The organism is Turicibacter sp. H121 (genome assembly GCF_001543345.1).
Classification (GTDB): Bacteria; Bacillota_I; Bacilli_A; order MOL361; family Turicibacteraceae; genus Turicibacter; species Turicibacter bilis.
In genome coordinates, this window is sequence record NZ_CP013476.1 from 1,664,688 (window position 1) to 1,684,508 (window position 19,821).

The window sequence follows — 19,821 nt, forward strand, 5'->3', positions numbered from 1 at the left end:
TTTTTGAATTTGTAAAAAGAGGATAATTGACAACACTAAAATTACGACTATAATATCCTTATACACCCCCCGCGGGGGGGAGGAGGAGGTATGACTATATGAATGAAGAACGAAAAAAAGCATTACAATCATTAAAAACAGCAAGAGGTCAAATTGAAGGAATTATAAAAATGATAGAAGATGAACGATATTGTATGGATATTTCAAATCAAATTGTGGCTTCACAAGCCCTTTTAAAACGTGCGAATTTATTAATTTTAAAGCAGCATTTAAATCATTGCGTCACACAGGCTTGTTTAAATGGTGGAAGTGAAGAGAAGATTGATGAGATTATGGCAATTTTAGAAAAAGCAATGAGTAAATAGAAAGGTAGGTTTTAGAATGAAGAAAGCATCGATGAAAATCGAAGGAATGAGCTGTTCAGCTTGTGCGAATCGCATTGAGCGTATCGTTAATAAGCTTGATGGAGTCGAAAAAGGCGCAGTGAACTTTGCCGCAGAAACGTTAGCCCTTGAATATGATGAATCAGCGATTGAGTTAGGACAAGTAGAGGCGGCTATTGAAAAAGCAGGTTTTAAAGTGAAGAAAAATATAAAAGATTATACCTTCAAAGTTGAAGGAATGACTTGTTCAGCTTGTGCTAATCGAGTGGAGAGAGTGACACAAAAAATTGAGGGTGTTCAATTAGCTGTTGTTAATTTTGCGACTGAAAAATTAACCATTAAGTTAGATGCAGATGTAGCGAGTTATGGGCAAGTGAAAGTAGCAGTTGAAAAGGCCGGCTTTCAATTAGTTTCAGAAGAAGATGCGATTAAAGGAGAAGAGAAAAAGCGTGATGAAGCTTCAAAGTTACTAATACGCTTTATCATTTCATTAATTTTTGCTGTACCACTTTTAATTATTTCGATGGGACATATGGTCGGAATGCCACTTCCTCATTTGATTGACCCGATGATGAATCCATTTAACTTTGGGATAGTGCAATTGATTTTAACTTTACCAGTTGTTATGGCAGGCTATAAGTTTTATCAAGTTGGAATTAAAAATTTAATTCAACTAAGTCCAAATATGGATTCATTAATTGCGATTGGAACACTAACTGCTTTTTTCTACAGTGTGTTTGGAATTTATAAGATTACACAAGGTGATGCAAGCTATGCGATGCATTTATACTTTGAATCAGCTGCTGTTATTCTTACCTTAATCACACTAGGAAAATACTTAGAGGCAGTCTCAAAAGGTAAAACTTCACAAGCCATTAAAGCTTTAATGGGATTAGCACCAAAAACAGCCACGATTGAGCGAAATGGTCGTGAGTTAGAAGTTCCAATTGAAGAAGTGGTGGTTGGGGATCTTGTTTTAGTGAAACCAGGTGAAAAGTTACCGGTTGATGGTGAAGTTATTGAAGGAAGTACAGCGATTGATGAATCAATGTTAACGGGAGAAAGCATTCCAGTTGAGAAAACAGTTGGTAGCGTAGTTATTGGAGCAAGTATTAATAAAACTGGATTTATTAAATACAAGGCGACTAAAGTGGGACGTGATACAGCTTTATCACAAATCGTCAAGTTAGTAGAAGATGCTCAAGGTTCAAAAGCACCGATTGCAAAAATGGCTGATATTATTTCAGCTTACTTTGTACCGATTGTTATTGGATTAGCAATTCTTTCATCCGTTGCATGGTTATTAGCTGGTGAAACAGGTGTCTTTGCCTTATCGATTTTTATTTCGGTATTAGTCATCGCTTGTCCATGTGCGTTAGGATTAGCAACTCCTACAGCCATTATGGTTGGAACAGGAAAAGGTGCTGAATATGGTGTTTTAATTAAAGGTGGAGAAGCGTTAGAAACAACTCATAAATTATCAAAACTCATTTTGGATAAAACAGGCACAATCACAGAAGGGAAACCGAAGGTAACGGATATCGTGACCACAAATCTTTCAGAAGAACAGTTATTAATTTATGCGGCGAGTGCTGAAAAGGGTTCTGAACATCCACTTGGAGAAGCAATTGTACGTGCAGCTATTGATCGTGGATATCAACTATGTGAATTAGAATCATTCAATGCAATCCCTGGACATGGGATTGAAGTGAGTATCCAAGGTAAACAGATGTTACTTGGTAATAAAAAGTTAATGATTGAAAAGACTATTGATGTATCCTCATTAAGTGAAACGTCAGATCAGCTTGCTTATGATGGGAAAACACCAATGTATATGGCAATCGATGGTCAGTTAGCAGGAGTTATTGCAGTGGCAGATACAGTAAAAGAGAGCAGTAAAAAAGCAATTGAAACGCTACATCAAATGGGAATTAAAGTTGCTATGATTACTGGTGATAATCAAAAAACAGCAGATGCTATTGCACGTCAAGTTGGAATAGATTTAGTTTTAGCAGAAGTTTTACCCGCTGATAAAGCAAATGAAGTGAAAAAGTTACAAGAAACTGGTGTGAAAGTCGGAATGGTTGGAGATGGAATTAACGATGCGCCAGCCTTAGCACAAGCTGATATTGGAATCGCCATTGGTAGTGGAACAGATGTTGCGATTGAATCAGCTGATATTGTTTTAATGAAGAGTGATTTAATGGATGTCTCAACAGCTATTAAGTTAAGTAAAGCAACCATTCGTAATATTAAAGAGAATTTATTCTGGGCATTTGCTTATAATGTACTAGGAATTCCAGTTGCGATGGGATTATTACACTTATTTGGTGGCCCATTATTAAACCCAATGATCGCAGCAGCTGCCATGAGCTTAAGCTCAGTTTCTGTTTTATTAAATGCTTTACGATTACGCCGATTTAAAGCATAAACTTAAAAGGAGGTATTCAAATGAAAAAGAAAATTCAATTAGAAGGTATGAGTTGTGGGCATTGTGTCGCACATGTTAAAGAGGTTTTAGAAGCATTAGAAAATACAACAGATATCCAAGTTGATTTAGGAACTCAATCTGTTTTAGTTGAGACAGGTGCAACTGATGAATTAATCAGACAAGCCATTGATGAAGCTGGGTATACAGTACTTGGAATTGACTAATAGAAGAAACTGATGAGCTATCTCGAATGAGATAGCTTTCTTTTTTATACAAAGAAAGGTAACATCAGAAACCAAACTAAATGAAGAACATTAATAATGAGATAAAATCCAATTAAGCCAATAAGACAGTAGTTAGTAAGTTTAATCATTTTTACTGTTGCTGTTTTTAAACGAATATAAAGATATACAAATAGGACCGCAGGTAAAAAAATCTTAATAAAAAATGTGGCCATAGAATTCGTAATAATATTTGCCATTAATGGATTGGCTTCAATAATAAGGCCGGTATTGACCAGGATAATTGTTAAGCTAATATCACTAATATTCAGAAGATACAGCAGTAGGAGTTTAATTTTTAAATTTGGGAGTTGGTATCGCCGAATAAAGTTAAACATGATTAATCATCTATTTTTTTACTATTTTCTTTGTTTTGGGTTATAAATCAGTATATTATTCTGGGAGATAAGTTATTTATAATAATTTGAAGTAAGTGTATATATGATTTACCTTTGAATAAATTCATCTTTTTTATGTGAAAGTTTCTTTATAAAATCTTTAAAATTTTATTATAAGATCCGCTCAGTTAAGAAGTTAAAGGAGTGATTATTAATGAATGAAGTGTTAGTTGTTCAAGACTTAAGTAAAAAGATTAGACGACGTGAGATTATTAAGGATGTTAATTTTCAAGTATCTAAAGGAGATATTTGTGGATTTATCGGACCAAATGGAGCTGGGAAAACAACGATCATTCGAATGCTGACGTCGCTTGTGAAACCAACATCAGGAGAGATTTGTTTAAATGGATACGATGTGATAAAAAATCGAAAAGAAGCACTAAAGCATTTAGGTGCCATTGTAGAGTCCCCTATTTTCTTTTCTCATATGAGTGGAGAAGAAGCTTTAATGAATTTAGCATTATTGATTCCCAATCAATCTAAAGTAAAGCGTCAGCAAAAAGTATCTGAAGTACTTGAGATTGTAGGGTTAAGTGAACGAAAAAAAGATAAGATTTCAACGTATTCTCTTGGAATGAAGCAACGTTTAGGTATTGCACAGGCGTTACTAAATGATCCAACAGTTATTATTTTAGATGAACCGGCTAATGGATTGGATCCAATCGGAATAGTTCAGTTAAGAGAGTTAATTTTGAAATTAAATCAGGAACATAACATTACTTTCTTTATTTCAAGTCACCTTCTAGATGAACTTCAGAAAATTTGTAATCGACTCGTCATTATTAAAAAGGGTGAGATTGCTTGGAAAGGAACAAAAGAGGATTTTTTAAACTTAGGTCAAGAAGGTGCCTCACTAGAGGAAGTATTTATTCAGCTCATTCAATGAGGAGGGACGAAAGATGAAATTACTCATAAAAAATGAAGCCATGCGCTATTTTAAAAAGAAGTCATTATGGGGCTTATATTTATCCATCCCTTTAATGGTAGCACTCATGGTGTCACAAGCAGTAAAGGCAAATGAAATAGTCTCAGTTGAAAAAGTCGCAACCTTTCATACATTTGCTTTATATATGCCGTTACATAAGATTTTTACGTTTTATCTATTTGCAATTCCTGTTATTATGACGGGAATGAGTATTGCTTCTGAGTATGAAAATAGTGAAATTCGGATGATTTTAATTAGAGGATATAGTACGAGACAAGTATATTTGGTTAAGCTTTTGATTCTCCTACTTAGCTTATTTCTTTTCATTGTAGCTTATCTGATTTGTTCTTATATTATTGGTTTTATCATGTTTCCTAAAGAAAATCAGATCATTAGTTTTTTAAGTCATGAAGCATTAAATCCAACTCAATGTTTATTATTAACGGTTAAATATTATATAGCGGTTTTACTGATTTTATCGGTTTTTACATTGGGAATCTCCTTGCTAGCGATAATGGTTTGTTCTGTTGTGACAACGACCGTGTTTGGAATGTTATTTATTTTAGGTGGCTTTGGGTTTTATTTAATTCTTCAAGTGATACAACCTTATCTATTCAGTTTAGACGCCAGTCTATTTAGTTTGTGGTCACTACCTATGATGCAATTAAAAGGAATTTACTCAATGATTACCGGACATCAAGAGATGTTACGTGAGAGTGTCATCGTTTTAAGTGTTTATTTAAGTGTTTTTTTAGGATTAAGTTATTACTTAACAGGAAAGCAAGATCAATTTATTTAATGAGGTGATAGTTTGAAAATATTAATACAAAGTGAATTGTCGCGTTTAGTTATGAGGCGACGAACAATTATTATTTTAATTTTAAGTGTTTTAGCCTTTTTATTTTTAGCCTTTTTTAATAGTTCCTTTGGGATTGGATTTTATGATCCTAACCAAACAGCAAAATTAGATGCATTAAATTTTGCCCCCTTTGTTCTAAGAGATTATCATTTTTATCTCGTGTTAGTCCTTTGTCCATTGTTAGTCGTTGAATCATTTAATCGCGAGCGTACAAGTGGTGAATATCGAATGGTCATGATTCGCCCTTACTCAAGAACACAGTTTTATAGTGCAAAGATCATTAGTTTAGCCATCATCATGGGAATCTTAATGTTCATACTATGGATCTTAGCGATGATTTTAGGAGGTGTATTATTGCCACAGACTCCGGCTACTTCCTTTTTTAACCCAGAGGTTTCGTATACGATGTCTGAAGCTATCTTTTTTAATTTCAAGTTTTATTTAGTCGAATATTTTATGTTGCTTGCAATAATTAGTGTGATTAGTAGCATTAGTTTATTGTTATCAAGTCCGTTATTAAGTTATGTAGCATCTATTTTCTTATTGTATGGAATAGGGTTTTCAATAGTACCATTTGAATTTTTAGCAACTTCGACACGTTCAATTTTTGATTTGTTATTAGGCATAGAAGCAGGAGGTCATGTTATACTAAGTTTAATAGTTATTTTAGGACTAGGCATGGGAAGTTCATATGTCATGTTTAAACGAAACGATTATTTATCTTAGGAAAGAGGGAGAACAATGAGTCAAAAGCTATTAGTCGTTGATGATGATTTAGAAATTTTACAGATGTTATATGATGCTTTAAGTGATGAGGGCTATCTTGTTTATCGAGCTCAAAATAGTAGCGAAGCTATCAAGCAATTAAAACAGCATCCTGATTTAATCATTTTAGATGTCATGATGCCTGGACAGAATGGGTTTGAGTTATGCAAAGCTATTCGAGACTCTGTGACATGTCCTATTTTATTTTTAACGGCTAAAGTTTTAGAATCAGATTTGATTGAAGGGTTAGCGATAGGAGGAGATGACTACATTAAGAAGCCATTTAGTTTAAGAGAATTAAAAGCAAGAATTACTGCTCATCTTCGTCAAGTGAATCGTCGTTCAGAAGTTGAACCAAGCTATTTAATGTTTCAAGATATTAAAATTAATTTAAAAAGTAAAGAAATTTTATATAAGGAAGAGTTGATTTCATTTACAAAGCGAGAATATGAAATTATCGAATTATTAGCACTTAATCGAAACCAAGTTTTTTCAAAAGAAAAAATTTATGAGAAAATTTGGGGATTAGAGGCAGAAGGGGATTCACAAACGATTGCGGAACACGTTAAAAAAATAAGAGCTAAATTTTTAAAAGTAGACCAACACTTTAATTATTTAAAAACGGTATGGGGAATTGGCTATAAGTGGAGTGAGGATCAAGAAGGGAAGTTTTAATATTGTTTAAAAAATATTCGTTATCAAAACAAATTAATTTAAGCTTTCTTGCCATTATTAGCTGTACATTTATTAGTACTATTGCTGGTTGGTTTATTATTTTTGTTATTGCACTTCATTTTCTTTACCCAGCGAACTATTATGATCAGCAACTTCCTAAATGGATTGATTATGTAAATCATCATTCGAGTGAATTGTTAAATGGACATGGAGAAGAAGAGTTAAATCAATTGCTCGACTTTGAAGATGTGACATATCAGGTTATTAATTTTGAAAAGAATGAAAGTTATGGAAATAGTGAAGTTAAGGAATGGACAAAACAACAATTACTTTTAAAAATAAATACTCGTGACATTGATTTTTATAATAATACGAAGCACTATATTCCATTGTTAACAAGTACGGACGAGCTAGGTGGATGCATCATCATCACGTATCCAATCCGAATGATTTCAATCCAAAATAACTCATTGATTTATAGTTTCTTTTCTTTATGTTTCTTATCTCTTCCATTTTTGTTCTTAGGCTTTTATATGTGGTTATTTGGTCGTAAACTTAGAATCAATATTTTAGTTCCTATACGAAAGCTTACATGGGCCGCTAAAAACATTAACAATAATAATTTAGAGTTTGAGCTTTCTTATGACTATCGAAATGAATTCCAAGATGTTATTGTTTCATTTGAACAAATGCGCCAAACATTAAAAGAGTCATTAAATGAACAATGGAAGATTGAGCAACAACAAAAGGAGTTAATTAGTTCTTTAGCTCATGATTTAAGAAGTCCATTAACGGTCATAAAAGGTCATGTTGAAATGCTTCAAGACGGAGCTTATCGTTATGAAGATCGATGTGTTAAATATTTAAATGTGTTAGAAGGAGCTACATCTCGGGCGATACTGTTAGTGGAAGATTTAAATCTATTATCTCAAGTTGAACAAGTTGACTTTAAATTGACAAAAGAAGGTGTCCTAGTGAAAGACTTTTTCTTAAGTCAAGTAAGCTTATATGAAGGATTAGCTAAACAGCGGAATATAAATTTAACGCTCAATTTAAAAGATATTAATCCTTGTTTACAAGTAGAAATAGATCGAAATCAAATAGCACGTGTCCTTGATAATCTTGTGATGAATGCTTTTAGATATGCTCCACATTCATCTACTATTACAATTCATCTTGATTCAGATGATTATAATTTGTATGTTGAAGTAATTGATGAAGGAGAGGGGTTCTCTGATTATGATTTAAAATATGGGATCAACAAGTTTTACCGAGGAAATAGAGCACGAACTAAAGATGGAGGTAGTGGATTAGGACTATATATTAGTAAACGCATTATTGATTTACATGATGGATCGATGAAATTAACTAATACGCTAACAGGTGGAGCACGGGTTATAATTACGTTACCTATTTGAATTATTTAATTGGAATCAATTGTTTTAGCTTTAGTTCTTATCAATAAAGCAAATAACAGATTGTAAATTCTCTCAATAGCTTCAGTAATTATTGTGTTATAATAATTAAAATAAAAGGAGGATTTATATGATGACCGACCGTTTTAAGAAGCAGTTAGATTTCTTTTTGGAGATTGATAAGGTTAAAAATATTTTACGTATGACTTCGATTGCAGACGGATCTCGTCGTGAAAATGACGCAGAACATTCATGGAGCTTAGCAATCATGGCATTTTTATTTGTAGAGTATGTGGATGAAAATGTTGACCTTTTAAAAGTGATAAAGATGGTGTTAATTCACGATTTAGTTGAAATTTACGCAGGTGATACCTTTTGCTTCGATGAAGAGGGAATGCAGGATAAAGAAGCACGTGAACAAGCATCAGCAGATAAAATTTTTGGTTTATTAGAAACTGATCAAGGTCAAGAGTTGCGTATTTTATGGGAAGAGTTTGAAGCATGTGAAACACCTGAAGCTGAATATGCAGCTATGCTTGATCGACTACAGCCATTAATTATGAATTATGTGAATGAGGGTGGAACTTGGGCACAGCATGAAATTTCTGTGGAGCAAGTTTATAAAAGAAATCAAATTACGCTTGAAAAAGGACCACAAGCCTTTAAAGATTTAATTCATCATATTGTTGAAGAGTGTGTAGCTAAAGGTTATATTAAATAGAAAAAAGTCGCCGTTAAATTAACGAGCGACTTTTCTTTTGTTTTTATCTAATTTGATTCGATTTGTTAGACGAACGAGGGATGAAACGAGTAGAATACCGAAGGCTAAACATCCTGCAATGGCAATTGTATGAACAAATGTGGATAAAAAGGCATCGATGTTTCCGTCAATAAAGTGTTCCATTGTATAATAAATTCCGCTACCTGGAACGAGAGGAATTAAAGCAGCAATTAAGTAAACTGTGACAGGTACTTTATGCAGACGAGCCATAATTTCAGCATAAAGAGCAATTACAACGGTTGCGATGAAATATTGACTTAAATCAGTTCCAAAAAATGCTGATAGCTCAAACGCAAGCCACCCTAAAGCTGCACCAAATGAGGCAAAGAAGACCATTTTTCCACGAATATTAAAGATGACACAAAAACCAATCGTAGCTACGAATGAATATAAACAAGATAGCAAGATTTTCATCGAATTCCTCCTAGAAGTATGATGCTAAAGATAAAGCGATCCCAGTTCCGAGTGCAATAGAGGTAGCTGTTAGTAACGCTTCTGTCATTTTTGTTTGTCCAGCAATAAAATCACCCGCAATGACGTCACGAACTGAATTAGTAATCGCTACTCCTGGAACTAATGTCATGACAAGACCGATAATAATCTTATCCACTTGTTGTCCTATTCCAAGATCACAAGCAAATGTTGTTAAAAAGGCGCACATTAAACTACACAAGATGGTAATGAAAAATGGATTTGTTCGGAATCGACTCAGATGAGATGAAACAATCTTGATGAGTGGTCCAATTAAAAGTGCACAACAAGCGTCCAGAAGTGTTCCACCGAAAAAGAGGGTAAAAGTTGAGCACGTGATGGCATAGGCTAATAATTGAACTCTGAAGCTATAAATAGGACGATTTGCAATGACTTCTAATTCTTCTCTAACTAATTTCAACTCTGGTGTTGTTTGACAAATTTGTCGACATAAATTGTTTAATCGTTCAACTTTATCTAAGTTAGTTGAGCGATCATGAATCCTTTTTGTCTTTGTAATATTAATATTTTCTGGCGTTGTAATCGTGATAATGATGGTCGTTGGGACAGCGTAGACATCGACCTCTTTAGCACCGTAAACTAGTCCCATCCGTTGAATCGATTCTTCGACGCGATATATTTCAGCTCCATTTTCAAGAAGCATTTTTCCTAATTGAGTACTTACATTTAATAATTTATTAAAATCCATATTTAACACCTCACGGAAAGTATAACACAAGCAAACGAAATAATGACAAAAATCTTTGAAATTGACAAATCTAGTACTTAATCTAAATATATATGTTACATATATATTTAGATTAAGTAAAAAAGGAGAAACTTGATGAGAAATGAACAGTTAATCAGTGATTTAGTTGATATGTTTTTCGAAGCTAAAAAAATTGTTGAGTATTTACCAACGTTACCAGGAACTCTTCGAAAAAGTCATTTGCAAGTTTTACAAATGATTGAAAAGTTAAAAGTCACTCAAGAGGAAGTCAAAGTAACTGATATAAGTAAGCGATTAAAGATTAGTTCACCTAATATTACGAAATTGGTGAATGAGCTTCAGAAAATGAACATGGTAACTAAATGTCCATCTCTAAAAGACAAACGTATTGTTCAAGTTGACTTAACGGAAAGAGGGAAGGCGACATTAACACATTATGTGATGAATTATCATCAGCACTTAGATCAATTGATTGAGAAGGTTGGAGCTGAACGTTGTCAATTAACGATTGAAACCATGAAGGAAATATCAAAAGAAATGAAGCAAGCTTCAATTAAATTTGGGGAGGAATAAAAATGAAGGTAATGAATAATCCGATGGAGGAAAGTAAAGCATTTCCTCTTATTATGACTTATTCTACACCAGCTATTATTGCATTATTGATTAGTGCGATTTATAACATTGTCGATCGAATGTTTGTTGGAAATTATGTTGGAGATTTAGGTTTAGCCGCCTTATCAGTTTGTTTTCCGATAACTTTTATTATGATTGGAATTGGACTTTTAGCAAGTGCCGGTGGTGGAACATTGTTTGCTTTAAAACTTGGAGAAAAAGATATGGAAGGGGCAAATCGAGCATTTGGAAATGCCTTTAGCTATGTGTTAATCTTAGAATTAGTTGTGACTGTTTTATTACTTTTAATAGGTCAAAAATTTTTACGACTACTTGGTGCAAGTGATGTTGTGTACCCAATGGCTAAACAATACTATGACATTGTTGTCTTTGGGTCTGTTTTTCAAGGATTAACATTTGTATTGAATGATTTTACTCGTGTTTCAGGAAAAGTTTTTTTAGCCTTATTGATTACTGGAAGTGGCGCGATTGTTAATATTATTCTAGATGCGATTTTCGTTATTGGTTTTGGATGGGGTGTTCAAGGTGCTGCATTAGCAACAGTCATTGGACAAGTTATCTCGACTTTAATTGGATTATGGGTCATCTTTGGAAGAAAGACGATTTTAAAGCCGAAAAGAAATGATTTTAAATTAGATCCGTCAATCATTCAAGAAATTACGAAATTAGGGGTTGCTTTATTCATTGCACAGTTTGCCTTTGGATTCATCAGTTTAATTTATAATGTGTATCTTGGAAAGTATGGTGGAGATTTAGCCATTTCTGTTTATGCGATTATCTCAAGTATCATGACTTTTGTTCTAATGCCGGCGAGTGGACTAAGTCAAGGAATGCAACCGATTCTAGGATATTGTTACGGAGCTAAATTATATCATCGTGTCAAATATATGATGAAAACAGGGTGCTTAATTTCCATTCTTATTACAACGATTATTTGGGTACTCGTTCAACTGTTCCCCTCTCAACTTGTTTATTTATTTGGTGGTGGACAAAATGAAGATTTAATGTCTTTAGGGGTAACAGCCTTGAGAGTGAACTTTAGTTTGATTCCGATTGTGGGATTTGTGCTCTTATGCATCACCTTTTTCCAAGCGATTGGAAAGGCTAAACCTTCTATTATTTTAACGCTTGTAAGACAAGTGATTGCTTTAGTTCCATTTATTATTATATTACTATTAATGTGCAAAACTGCTTCCAATTAATTTCCAGTTATAAAATACCAATGCAAAAAGAAAAAACATTAACTCAAATCCTTGTATAATTAAGTCTCGCACAACCAATTAACAAGGGGGAATTGAGTTAATGTTCATGGACAGTATTATATCAGATTCAAATTCAATTTTCAAATTTCTAAAACAGCTTGACTTAGATTTATTTTTATCTAAACCTCAGTTTAATCATCTTAACCAGTTTCTAAACGTGATGATTCAGGAAAATTATCAGGGGAAAATCTCTGCCGTTAAGCATTGTCATCGGACAACTTTTGGACGATTTTTAAATGATAGTCCCTGGGATGATGGGGCGATTTCTAATCAAATTCAAGCCTATCTTCTCTCTTGCCTTTACAATCGTTCACATCAAACAGGAAAACCTATTTACGTATTAGTAGATGATACAACATGTGTTAAAACGAAGCCTTCGTCACAGGCGACTTATCCTATTCAAGGATGTGATTGGCACTACTCTCATCTTCATCATCAATCCGTTTATGGTCATCAATTTGTTACTGTGATGCTTCAATGTGATGATGTCATCTTACCGTATCAAATCATTCCGTATGAGAAAGATAAACAGAGTAAAATTGAACTCGTTAAAGAGATTCTCACCACTTTACCTAAACCACCTCATAAAGGATACATCCTAGCTGATAGTTGGTATTCGTGTGAAGCCTTATTCCAAATCGCTAATCAATTAGGCTTTTATTACTTAGGAGGTATCAAAACGAATCGAATCATTCTGCCTAAAGGCTATCGTCCGAAAGGGATTCAACTGAAACAATTTGCGAACACCTTATCCCTCAAAGATCTCGACTTAGTGACTGTCGGATCTGAGCGTTATTATACTTATCTATATCAAGGAAGGATAAGAGGGGGACATGTCGTTCAAATCATTTTAAGTTGGCCTCACACGGCTCCTTTGGAAGAAAAAGCTTTACGTTGTTTTGTGAGTCATGATCTAAAAATGTCTGCCAAGCAACTGCTTAAACACTATACTAAACGTTGGCCCATTGAAATCTTTTTCCGAGAAGTGAAGCAAAATTTTGGAATGGGACAGTATCAGATTCGAGCCTTGAAAGGAATTAAACGATTGATGTTAATGATTCAATTCGTTTACCTTTATTTAAAGCGCATGACTCCGAACAACAGTTGTCTGGGTGAAAGTTTACGCCAATGTCAACGAAAACAAAAGCAAGAATTAGTAAAAATAATTTATCGTAAAGCCCAAAATGGAGTGGCATTAAAAACCATTTTTGAAGAGTTGAAAATTGCGTAGGATCAGTGTATTTTCATATGATGGAAAATTTTTCTTTAAAATTGCACATTAATAGTATATTACCAATTTTCTTTGGAGTAGAAGGGATTTTCTTTGCTCAACCTATTAGTGATCTAATTACTTTACTGATGTCAACTATTCTTTTAAGAGCAACGTTTAAAGAGTTAGATCAACAAGAATCAGGGCAATCTTAAGATTAAGCTTGTGAGTGTTATAGGTACCAATCAGTTGAATGGACATATAATATATAGAATATATAAAGTGGATAAGAGATTAATTAAAAGCGACCGTTGTCGAAAAATGACGGTCGCTTTATTGTTGAGGAAATCTTTTTAGATTGCTTATTTTTTCTGTGTATGATACAATTAATTTAACTTAATAGTCTTTTTTTATTTAAATTTGAACCACTGTGGTAGTGTTGAACTCGAACATTGATTGAAATTTTTTGAAATATGGCATTAAGAAATAAAATATCTCAGGAGGTACTTGACTATGACTACAGGTACAGTAAAATGGTTTAACTCAGAAAAAGGTTTCGGATTCATCACTGTTGAAGGTGGAAACGATGTATTCGCTCACTTCTCAGCTATCCAAGGTGAAGGATTCAAAACTTTAGAAGAAGGTCAAAAAGTTTCTTTCGAAATCGTTGAAGGTGACCGTGGACCTCAAGCAGCTAACATCGTTAAATTATAATTTTTAACTCATTAGCTTAAAGGCTGTGAATAGAGAATCTATTCACAGCCTTTTTTTATTTGATTTGGTTAGTCTAAAATTGGAGTTATGTGTATATATTTAATATAGGGCAATAAATACAGTGATAGATATTGGAAGATTTGATGGGATTGAAAATAATGGAGCTTTATTTTCATTATATAAGATAACAAAGAGAGGGGAGGGGCTGTTCCTTGATGATTGACGAAAGGGAAATAAACTCTTTTAAATGAGCTGAATAAGTGAATCGTCAACTTGTAAAGGGCTACTATTGACAATTTTCGACAAATAGAGATGTCTATATATCAAAGGAACAGAGAAATAATGAAAAATATTATGAGATTATGTATTGAAGAAGCGGTGAACGGCGTTAATCAAGGTGAAGGAGGTCCATTTGGTGCCGTTATTTTAAAAGATGGTGAACTGATAGCAGTCGCTCATAATACGGTCATAAAAACAAATGATCCAACGGCACATGCTGAAATCCATGCGATTCGTCAAGCTTCACAAAAACTACAAAGGTTTGATTTAAGTGATTGTATTTTAGTGACCTCATCAGAACCGTGTCCAATGTGTTTATCTGCTATTATGTGGGCAGGAATTAAAAAGGTCTATTACGGATGTAATGTTCATGACGCAAAAGAAATAGGATTCGCAGATGAATTTATTTATCATTATTTAAAAAATAAATCACTAACTGAACCACCTATTATTCTTGAAGAATTATTAAGAGATGAAGCGCTAGAAGCCTTTAAAATTTGGTATCAAAAGGAAAATAAAGTACCCTATTAAGGAGGTATAAAGGAGGGGAGGTATCTTATGCAAAGGGTGAGTTATGGTATGCCCCAACTCATCGAGTTAAACTCGGTTGAAGAAAATGTTCGACTTTGCTCACAGTTGGGGCTTGATTTTATTGAGTTAAATTGTAATTTACCATCGTGCCAACCTGAAACGATGAATGTTCATTATCTAAACTTATTGAAAGGTCAATATGGGGTAGAGTTTACTCTTCATTTACCTGAAGATTTAGACTTAGGACATTTTAATCGTCATGTTCGTGAAGCCCATTTGAAGGTTTTAGAGGAGGCCATTGGCGTTGCTGATCGCTTAGGATGTAAAATTTTGAATATTCATATGAATCCAGGCATTCATTTTACACTTCCAACAGAAAAAATTGAGTTATACGGTAAATATCAACAGCAATATTTATCTAATATTAAATCTAGTCTAGAATTGATTGATATTTGGCTAGGGGGAACAGGCGTTCATATCTCAATTGAGAATACCGGTTTGTTACATCGGCCTCACATTCAAACAGCTGTCAATCAATTGCTTAAAAGCGGGCGTTTTTGTTTAACATGGGATGTGGGTCATGATTATATTTCATCACACGCGGATCGAGAATTTATGTTAAATCATCGTTCATCTATTAAGCATATTCATCTTCATGACGCAAAAGAGAGAAATGATCACTTAGAACTTTATACAGGAGAAGTTGATTTAAATGAAAAATTACAAATAGCGAGTGAAAATCAGGCAAGTGTTTTAATCGAGGTTAAGACAAAAGAGTCATTAATTCATTCAGTGGCGAAGTTAAAAGAAAAGCATATTTTTAAATAATAAAACCTCCATATTGGAGGTTTTTTTCATTGTGAAAATTCTGATTCAAAAAATTCGATTTTAGCTTGTAAAATTCGTTCAAGTCCCGAAATTGCTTGAGAAATCTCATCTAAGCAAAGTTTTGCATTGTATAACTCATCTGGGGTTATCCCCTGGGAATTAACGATATTATTTAATCGTTGTGATTCATTGTAAATGACATCTGAAAAAAAGGATTCTTGTAAAGCGATAGAGGCAATCAAATTATTAATTGCTTGATTGTGATTTGATTGATCAGACGATAACATATAAATTTCCTCCTTATTACGATTGTTAAAAATTAAAGATACTTATATTTTATGTTATGCGAGGAGAATCTAAGGTGTTATTGAAAGACAATGATTTTATCGCGTATAACTAGAGTTATTTGATAAATACTAAAGATAATCCATGAGGAGGTGAAACAATGAGTCCAAAAGAACTTTTATATATTCAAGATGCGTTAGGACATGCTCAGCATATGGAGAAAAAATGTCGTCAATGTGCGACTCAAATTCAAGATGAAGAGTTAAAAGTAGTAGTAGAGCGTTTAGCTAATAAACATAAAATGATCTTTGATCAATTTTATCAACTATTAAATCAGTAAGGAGGGATTAGTATGAACGATCGTGATTTAATGGAAGATGTACTTTTAGTCGTAAAGGGTGCAGCTGACCTTTATTTACACGGAACAATTGAGTCATCAACATTAAATGTTCATTCAACATTCGAAAAAGTTTTAAATGATACATTATGTATGCAAAATGAAATTTATAACTTAATGGCACAAAAGGGTTGGTATCCGACACAATCTGCTGAGCAACAACAAATTGATCAAGTTAAACAAAAATATGCTCAAGCTGCTGGACAAGGTCAAAACTAACCAAAAAGATTCATCTTAAAATAATGAATCTTTTTTTATAAAGAGTAAATAGTAATCATTATAGTTTTTAATTTTAATGATTATATGGTCTAATAAAGGGGAAATATAAGAATAATTGTTGGTAAAAATTTAGAAAGTATGTTATTTTTATTAATGATGTAGAAACGACCTAGTGAAAAATTAAATAGTTTAGGAGTGAATTCGTTGTTCTTAACAGTTGGAGAAAAAATACGTCAAGCTAGACAACAATTTAATTTGAAACAGGGGAGCTTTCGTAATTTTGGGATTACGCAACATTATTTGAGCATGATTGAAACAAATAAGCGTCAAGCACCAGAGCAGACGCTAAGGGATATCTATGATGCTTTCATCAATTTAACGAACGGTGAAATAGAATCTTTTTATACCTTTGAAGAATTTTGTTTACCTATTGAACTACAAGTTAGCCGTTGGTTAGATCAACAATTGAATTCAGAAACATTACCCCAAAGGTATGAAGAACTTATGCTAATTGTTGAAAAATATTCATTAGGCGAGTATATGATATTTATTGATGAGCGAATGGGTGAATATTATTTTAAAGCCCAAGATTATTCAATGATGGCCTATTATTATCGTCGTGCCATTGGTAATTCGAGGAAGTTTAGCCTAAATCCATCGTCTTTATATTTTGAATTTGGAAGGCGTCTAAGAAAGATTGGAAAATATGACGAAGCTGTATTGGTCTTAAGTTTAGCCTTCTTAGTAGCTAAAGAATTATCGCCTGATTCTCTGTTAGTTTGCGATGCACAAATTTATTTAGCGCTAACATATCATCGTATGAAAGAGTATCGATTAGGACTTGAAGTTGTTAATGAGTTATTGAAGAATAAAGATAATTTAAAAGAAGGTCGATATGTAGGAACTTTGATTGTTAAAGAGTTATGTATGAGACGTTTAGAAGGTGCAGAAAAATCAAGAAAATACTTATATGAGTTATTAGATTCTGATATACTAAATCAATTTCCTAGTTTCTCTCATTATGTGTATCATAGTTTAGGATGGAATTATCTTGAGTCTCAAAAATATGAGAAAGCATTGGAGGCTTTGCAAAAAGCATTACCGTTGCGGCCTAAACAATTAGATAAGGCCATAACAACTTTATTAATTGGTCGTATTTACTTTGAAATAGGTCAGTATGAAGAAGCACAAAAATATTATAGTGAAACGAAAGAGACTATTCTGATGTCAGAAAGTCTTCGTACGAAGCTATTATGGATAGATGAACAATTAGATTTATATTGCAAACTAAATCAAATCCATCAAGTTAAAGAATTGTTTATTGAGTTAAAGTCCTTAGTAGATATTGATAAGTTTCCAGAATCAATGTTATATGAGCTAAAGACAAGTATGTATAAAAGATTTGAAGGGTTATCACCCCTTCGAAGAGAAGAATATCTTTTTTTATATAATTTCTTTACCTCTTAAAAATATCACAAAATATCACATACTTATGTGATATTTTTTTTGTTTCTTTTACTATAGTTATATAGTATTATAGACATGTACAAAGGGTAATGTACACAGGGACTAATTCTGAGTTGTTTAATTTGGGAGTAAATAGCTTAGATAAGTAGACTTATTTAAAAGGTGGGAATTTTAAATAAGTTATATATGGGTAGAGATTGTTCTCATTCTTTTTATGAAATTTAAATCATCGTAGGGGTACGGTGGTTGAATCTAAAAAATCCGTTTAATGTGGGAATTAAACGGATTTTTTTTATTTTAAAGGAGAACATATATATATATGGTTAACAACTTTTAGATTTATTTTGGAGGGCGGGCTATGCTTGAGGTAACACTGTTAGGATGTGGAGGAGGAATGCCTTTACCAACTCGATATTTATCAGCAACTTTGCTTCAATATAAAGGAAGAAAGATTTTAATTGACTGTGGAGAAGGCACGCAAGTATCAATGCGAGAAATTAATAGTGGTTTTAAGTCAATAGATCTTATTTGTATTACGCATATCCATGGTGATCATATAATTGGTCTTCCTGGAATGTTGGGAACCATTGGAAATAGTGGTCGTCAACAGCCATTATATATTATTGGCCCAGAGGGAATCAAAGAAGCTGTTGCAGCAGCAAGAGTTATTGCTAAGCATTTAACTTATGAAATCATCGTGATTGAGAATCCTCGAACTCTTATTGAAGGATTAACTGATGAATTGAAGGGACAAGTTGTCATTGAAACGTTAGAGGTGGAGCATTCTTCCCCATGCTTAGCATATAAAATTCATATTAAAAGACGGCCAAAGTTTGATGTGGAGAAAGCAATAATGAATCAAGTCCCTCGTTTATTATGGAATCGACTTCAACAGGGCGAAGATATAATTGAATATGAGGGAGTAACCTACGTTAAAGAGATGGTGCTAGGTAAACAACGAAAAGGCATTCAAGTGACAGTAGTTACTGATACTCGTCCAATTAATCAAATTATTCCTTTTATCCAAAAAGTGACTTATTCATTTGTGAAGGAACATATGGAAGTTTAACAGATATTGATAAAGCCATTAAAAATAAGCATATGACTTTTGAAGAAGCGGCAACTTTAGCTAAAAAAGCGGAAGTTGATCAACTATTACTGACACACTTTGGCGCTGCTGTGACTGATCCGGCGGATTACAAAGAAAATGCGACTTCAATTTTTGAACAAACCATTATAGGAGAAGATCACTACTCCATACAATTAAATTTCAAAGACTAGAACATATGTTTGGGATTTGTGAAAAGGATGTGGTAAAATAATAGATATTCCAAATGATGGAGGTTAGAATAATGATTAATTATATTGGAAAAGTTACAATCTATGTAAGCAATCAAGAAGAAGCAAAGCAATTTTGGACAGAGAAAATGGGATTCGTTTGTCATGAACAACCAATGGGACCTAATTTTAAATGGATGGAAGTTCGTCCAAACGAAGGAGCAGTTACATCATTCATTATTTATGAAAAAGAATTAATGCAAAAACAAAACCCAACTGCTAATGTAGGACATCCAAATGTTATTTTAAGCACTCAAGAGATTGAAAAAGCTTATGATCAAATGAAAGAAAATGGAGTAGAAGTTGGCGAATTACAAGTCATGTCATATGGTAAAATGTTCTCATTTAAAGATCAAGATGGGAATGCTTATTTACTTCGTGAAGATAAATAATTTATATAGACTATATAAGTCTAGATAAGTTTTTTACATCGTAAAAACTTTTAGCTGGACTATAGTCTGCCTTGAACGGCATGATCATCCCATATTTCGGTTGCTGTATTAAACGTAGAAAACATTTCTGTTTGTATATAGTTATCTTAAAG

At 33.2% G+C, this 19,821-nt stretch carries 26 protein-coding genes; 22 read left to right on the plus strand and 4 right to left on the minus strand.

What is annotated here, in order from left to right; genetic code table 11:
* Positions 1–98 precede the first annotated feature (98 nt).
* The 3 genes from AT726_RS07990 to AT726_RS08000 are packed head-to-tail and all read left to right on the plus strand — an operon-like array spanning position 99 to position 3,038.
* Complete coding sequence (locus AT726_RS07990; protein ID WP_055241864.1) at positions 99–365, plus strand: metal-sensing transcriptional repressor; 267 nt, start codon at positions 99–101, stop codon at positions 363–365.
* A 16-nt stretch (positions 366–381) separates the two neighbouring features.
* Positions 382–2,814, plus strand: coding sequence for a heavy metal translocating P-type ATPase (locus AT726_RS07995; protein ID WP_068759356.1), 2,433 nt, complete (start codon positions 382–384; stop codon positions 2,812–2,814).
* Between the two features lie 20 nt (positions 2,815–2,834).
* A complete protein-coding gene (locus AT726_RS08000; protein WP_068759357.1) occupies positions 2,835–3,038 on the plus strand; it encodes a heavy-metal-associated domain-containing protein in 204 nt (67 codons plus the stop codon).
* Positions 3,039–3,082: 44 nt separating this feature from the next.
* Here AT726_RS08000 and AT726_RS13605 read toward each other — a convergent pair whose 3' ends face one another.
* Positions 3,083–3,433 carry a DUF5658 family protein gene (locus AT726_RS13605; protein WP_068759358.1) on the minus strand — a complete coding sequence of 117 codons (351 nt, stop codon included), beginning with the start codon at positions 3,431–3,433 and terminating at the stop codon, positions 3,083–3,085.
* 214 nt (positions 3,434–3,647) lie between these two features.
* On the opposite strand from AT726_RS13605, the gene AT726_RS08010 reads away from it, so the two are divergent.
* From AT726_RS08010 to AT726_RS08035, 6 genes are all read left to right on the plus strand, one after another.
* On the plus strand, positions 3,648–4,379 hold the full coding sequence (locus AT726_RS08010) for an ABC transporter ATP-binding protein (protein ID WP_055305440.1): 732 nt from the start codon (positions 3,648–3,650) through the stop codon (positions 4,377–4,379).
* A 13-nt stretch (positions 4,380–4,392) separates the two neighbouring features.
* Complete coding sequence (locus AT726_RS08015; protein WP_068759359.1) at positions 4,393–5,217, plus strand: ABC transporter permease; 825 nt, start codon at positions 4,393–4,395, stop codon at positions 5,215–5,217.
* 12 nt (positions 5,218–5,229) lie between these two features.
* The gene (locus AT726_RS08020) at positions 5,230–6,003 is read left to right on the plus strand and encodes an ABC transporter permease (protein ID WP_068759360.1); all 774 of its coding nucleotides are present in this window, start codon (positions 5,230–5,232) and stop codon (positions 6,001–6,003) included.
* Positions 6,004–6,018: 15 nt separating this feature from the next.
* The gene (locus AT726_RS08025) at positions 6,019–6,717 is read left to right on the plus strand and encodes a response regulator transcription factor (protein ID WP_055305437.1); all 699 of its coding nucleotides are present in this window, start codon (positions 6,019–6,021) and stop codon (positions 6,715–6,717) included.
* A 2-nt stretch (positions 6,718–6,719) separates the two neighbouring features.
* Positions 6,720–8,135 carry a sensor histidine kinase gene (locus AT726_RS08030; RefSeq protein ID WP_068759361.1) on the plus strand — a complete coding sequence of 472 codons (1,416 nt, stop codon included), beginning with the start codon at positions 6,720–6,722 and terminating at the stop codon, positions 8,133–8,135.
* 127 nt (positions 8,136–8,262) lie between these two features.
* Positions 8,263–8,853 carry an HD domain-containing protein gene (locus tag AT726_RS08035; protein WP_068759362.1) on the plus strand — a complete coding sequence of 197 codons (591 nt, stop codon included), beginning with the start codon at positions 8,263–8,265 and terminating at the stop codon, positions 8,851–8,853.
* 18 nt (positions 8,854–8,871) lie between these two features.
* Here AT726_RS08035 and AT726_RS08040 read toward each other — a convergent pair whose 3' ends face one another.
* Positions 8,872–9,327 carry a threonine/serine exporter family protein gene (locus tag AT726_RS08040; RefSeq protein ID WP_055277194.1) on the minus strand — a complete coding sequence of 152 codons (456 nt, stop codon included), beginning with the start codon at positions 9,325–9,327 and terminating at the stop codon, positions 8,872–8,874.
* A 10-nt stretch (positions 9,328–9,337) separates the two neighbouring features.
* A complete protein-coding gene (locus AT726_RS08045) occupies positions 9,338–10,093 on the minus strand; it encodes a threonine/serine ThrE exporter family protein (protein ID WP_068759363.1) in 756 nt (251 codons plus the stop codon).
* Positions 10,094–10,228: 135 nt separating this feature from the next.
* On the opposite strand from AT726_RS08045, the gene AT726_RS08050 reads away from it, so the two are divergent.
* The 7 genes from AT726_RS08050 to AT726_RS08075 all read left to right on the plus strand — a co-directional run bounded on the left by AT726_RS08050 (position 10,229) and on the right by AT726_RS08075 (position 15,571).
* Entirely contained in the window at positions 10,229–10,687 is a 459-nt protein-coding gene (locus tag AT726_RS08050) for a MarR family winged helix-turn-helix transcriptional regulator (RefSeq protein WP_068759364.1), read from the plus strand.
* Between the two features lie 2 nt (positions 10,688–10,689).
* Positions 10,690–11,949: an MATE family efflux transporter gene (locus AT726_RS08055; protein WP_082704890.1), complete on the plus strand. Its 1,260-nt coding sequence runs from the start codon at positions 10,690–10,692 to the stop codon at positions 11,947–11,949.
* Between the two features lie 100 nt (positions 11,950–12,049).
* On the plus strand, positions 12,050–13,240 hold the full coding sequence (locus AT726_RS08060; RefSeq protein WP_055244437.1) for an IS701 family transposase: 1,191 nt from the start codon (positions 12,050–12,052) through the stop codon (positions 13,238–13,240).
* A 41-nt stretch (positions 13,241–13,281) separates the two neighbouring features.
* Complete coding sequence (locus AT726_RS12840; protein WP_158508541.1) at positions 13,282–13,434, plus strand: hypothetical protein; 153 nt, start codon at positions 13,282–13,284, stop codon at positions 13,432–13,434.
* 298 nt (positions 13,435–13,732) lie between these two features.
* Positions 13,733–13,933 (plus strand): cold-shock protein, encoded by a 201-nt coding sequence (locus tag AT726_RS08065; RefSeq protein ID WP_055241847.1) that lies wholly within the window; start codon positions 13,733–13,735, stop codon positions 13,931–13,933.
* Positions 13,934–14,275: 342 nt separating this feature from the next.
* Positions 14,276–14,743, plus strand: coding sequence for a nucleoside deaminase (locus AT726_RS08070; protein ID WP_068759365.1), 468 nt, complete (start codon positions 14,276–14,278; stop codon positions 14,741–14,743).
* 27 nt (positions 14,744–14,770) lie between these two features.
* A complete protein-coding gene (locus AT726_RS08075; RefSeq protein WP_068759366.1) occupies positions 14,771–15,571 on the plus strand; it encodes a sugar phosphate isomerase/epimerase family protein in 801 nt (266 codons plus the stop codon).
* Positions 15,572–15,597: 26 nt separating this feature from the next.
* Here the strand turns inward: AT726_RS08075 and AT726_RS08080 are convergent, their stop codons facing one another.
* Entirely contained in the window at positions 15,598–15,858 is a 261-nt protein-coding gene (locus tag AT726_RS08080; protein WP_055277182.1) for a hypothetical protein, read from the minus strand.
* Positions 15,859–16,016: 158 nt separating this feature from the next.
* On the opposite strand from AT726_RS08080, the gene AT726_RS08085 reads away from it, so the two are divergent.
* The 6 genes from AT726_RS08085 (at position 16,017) to AT726_RS08105 (ending at position 19,669) form a co-directional block, all read left to right on the plus strand.
* Positions 16,017–16,196, plus strand: a complete 180-nt coding sequence (locus AT726_RS08085) for a hypothetical protein (RefSeq protein WP_055277181.1) — start codon at positions 16,017–16,019, stop codon at positions 16,194–16,196.
* A gap of 12 nt (positions 16,197–16,208) precedes the next feature.
* Positions 16,209–16,472, plus strand: a complete 264-nt coding sequence (locus AT726_RS08090; RefSeq protein ID WP_055241839.1) for a spore coat protein — start codon at positions 16,209–16,211, stop codon at positions 16,470–16,472.
* A 204-nt stretch (positions 16,473–16,676) separates the two neighbouring features.
* Positions 16,677–17,939, plus strand: coding sequence for a helix-turn-helix transcriptional regulator (locus AT726_RS08095; protein ID WP_068759367.1), 1,263 nt, complete (start codon positions 16,677–16,679; stop codon positions 17,937–17,939).
* A 358-nt stretch (positions 17,940–18,297) separates the two neighbouring features.
* A complete protein-coding gene (locus AT726_RS08100) occupies positions 18,298–19,008 on the plus strand; it encodes a ribonuclease Z (RefSeq protein WP_237297035.1) in 711 nt (236 codons plus the stop codon).
* 32 nt (positions 19,009–19,040) lie between these two features.
* The gene (locus AT726_RS13210) at positions 19,041–19,220 is read left to right on the plus strand and encodes a hypothetical protein (protein ID WP_237297036.1); all 180 of its coding nucleotides are present in this window, start codon (positions 19,041–19,043) and stop codon (positions 19,218–19,220) included.
* A gap of 71 nt (positions 19,221–19,291) precedes the next feature.
* Positions 19,292–19,669: a VOC family protein gene (locus AT726_RS08105; protein ID WP_068759368.1), complete on the plus strand. Its 378-nt coding sequence runs from the start codon at positions 19,292–19,294 to the stop codon at positions 19,667–19,669.
* Positions 19,670–19,821 lie beyond the last annotated feature (152 nt).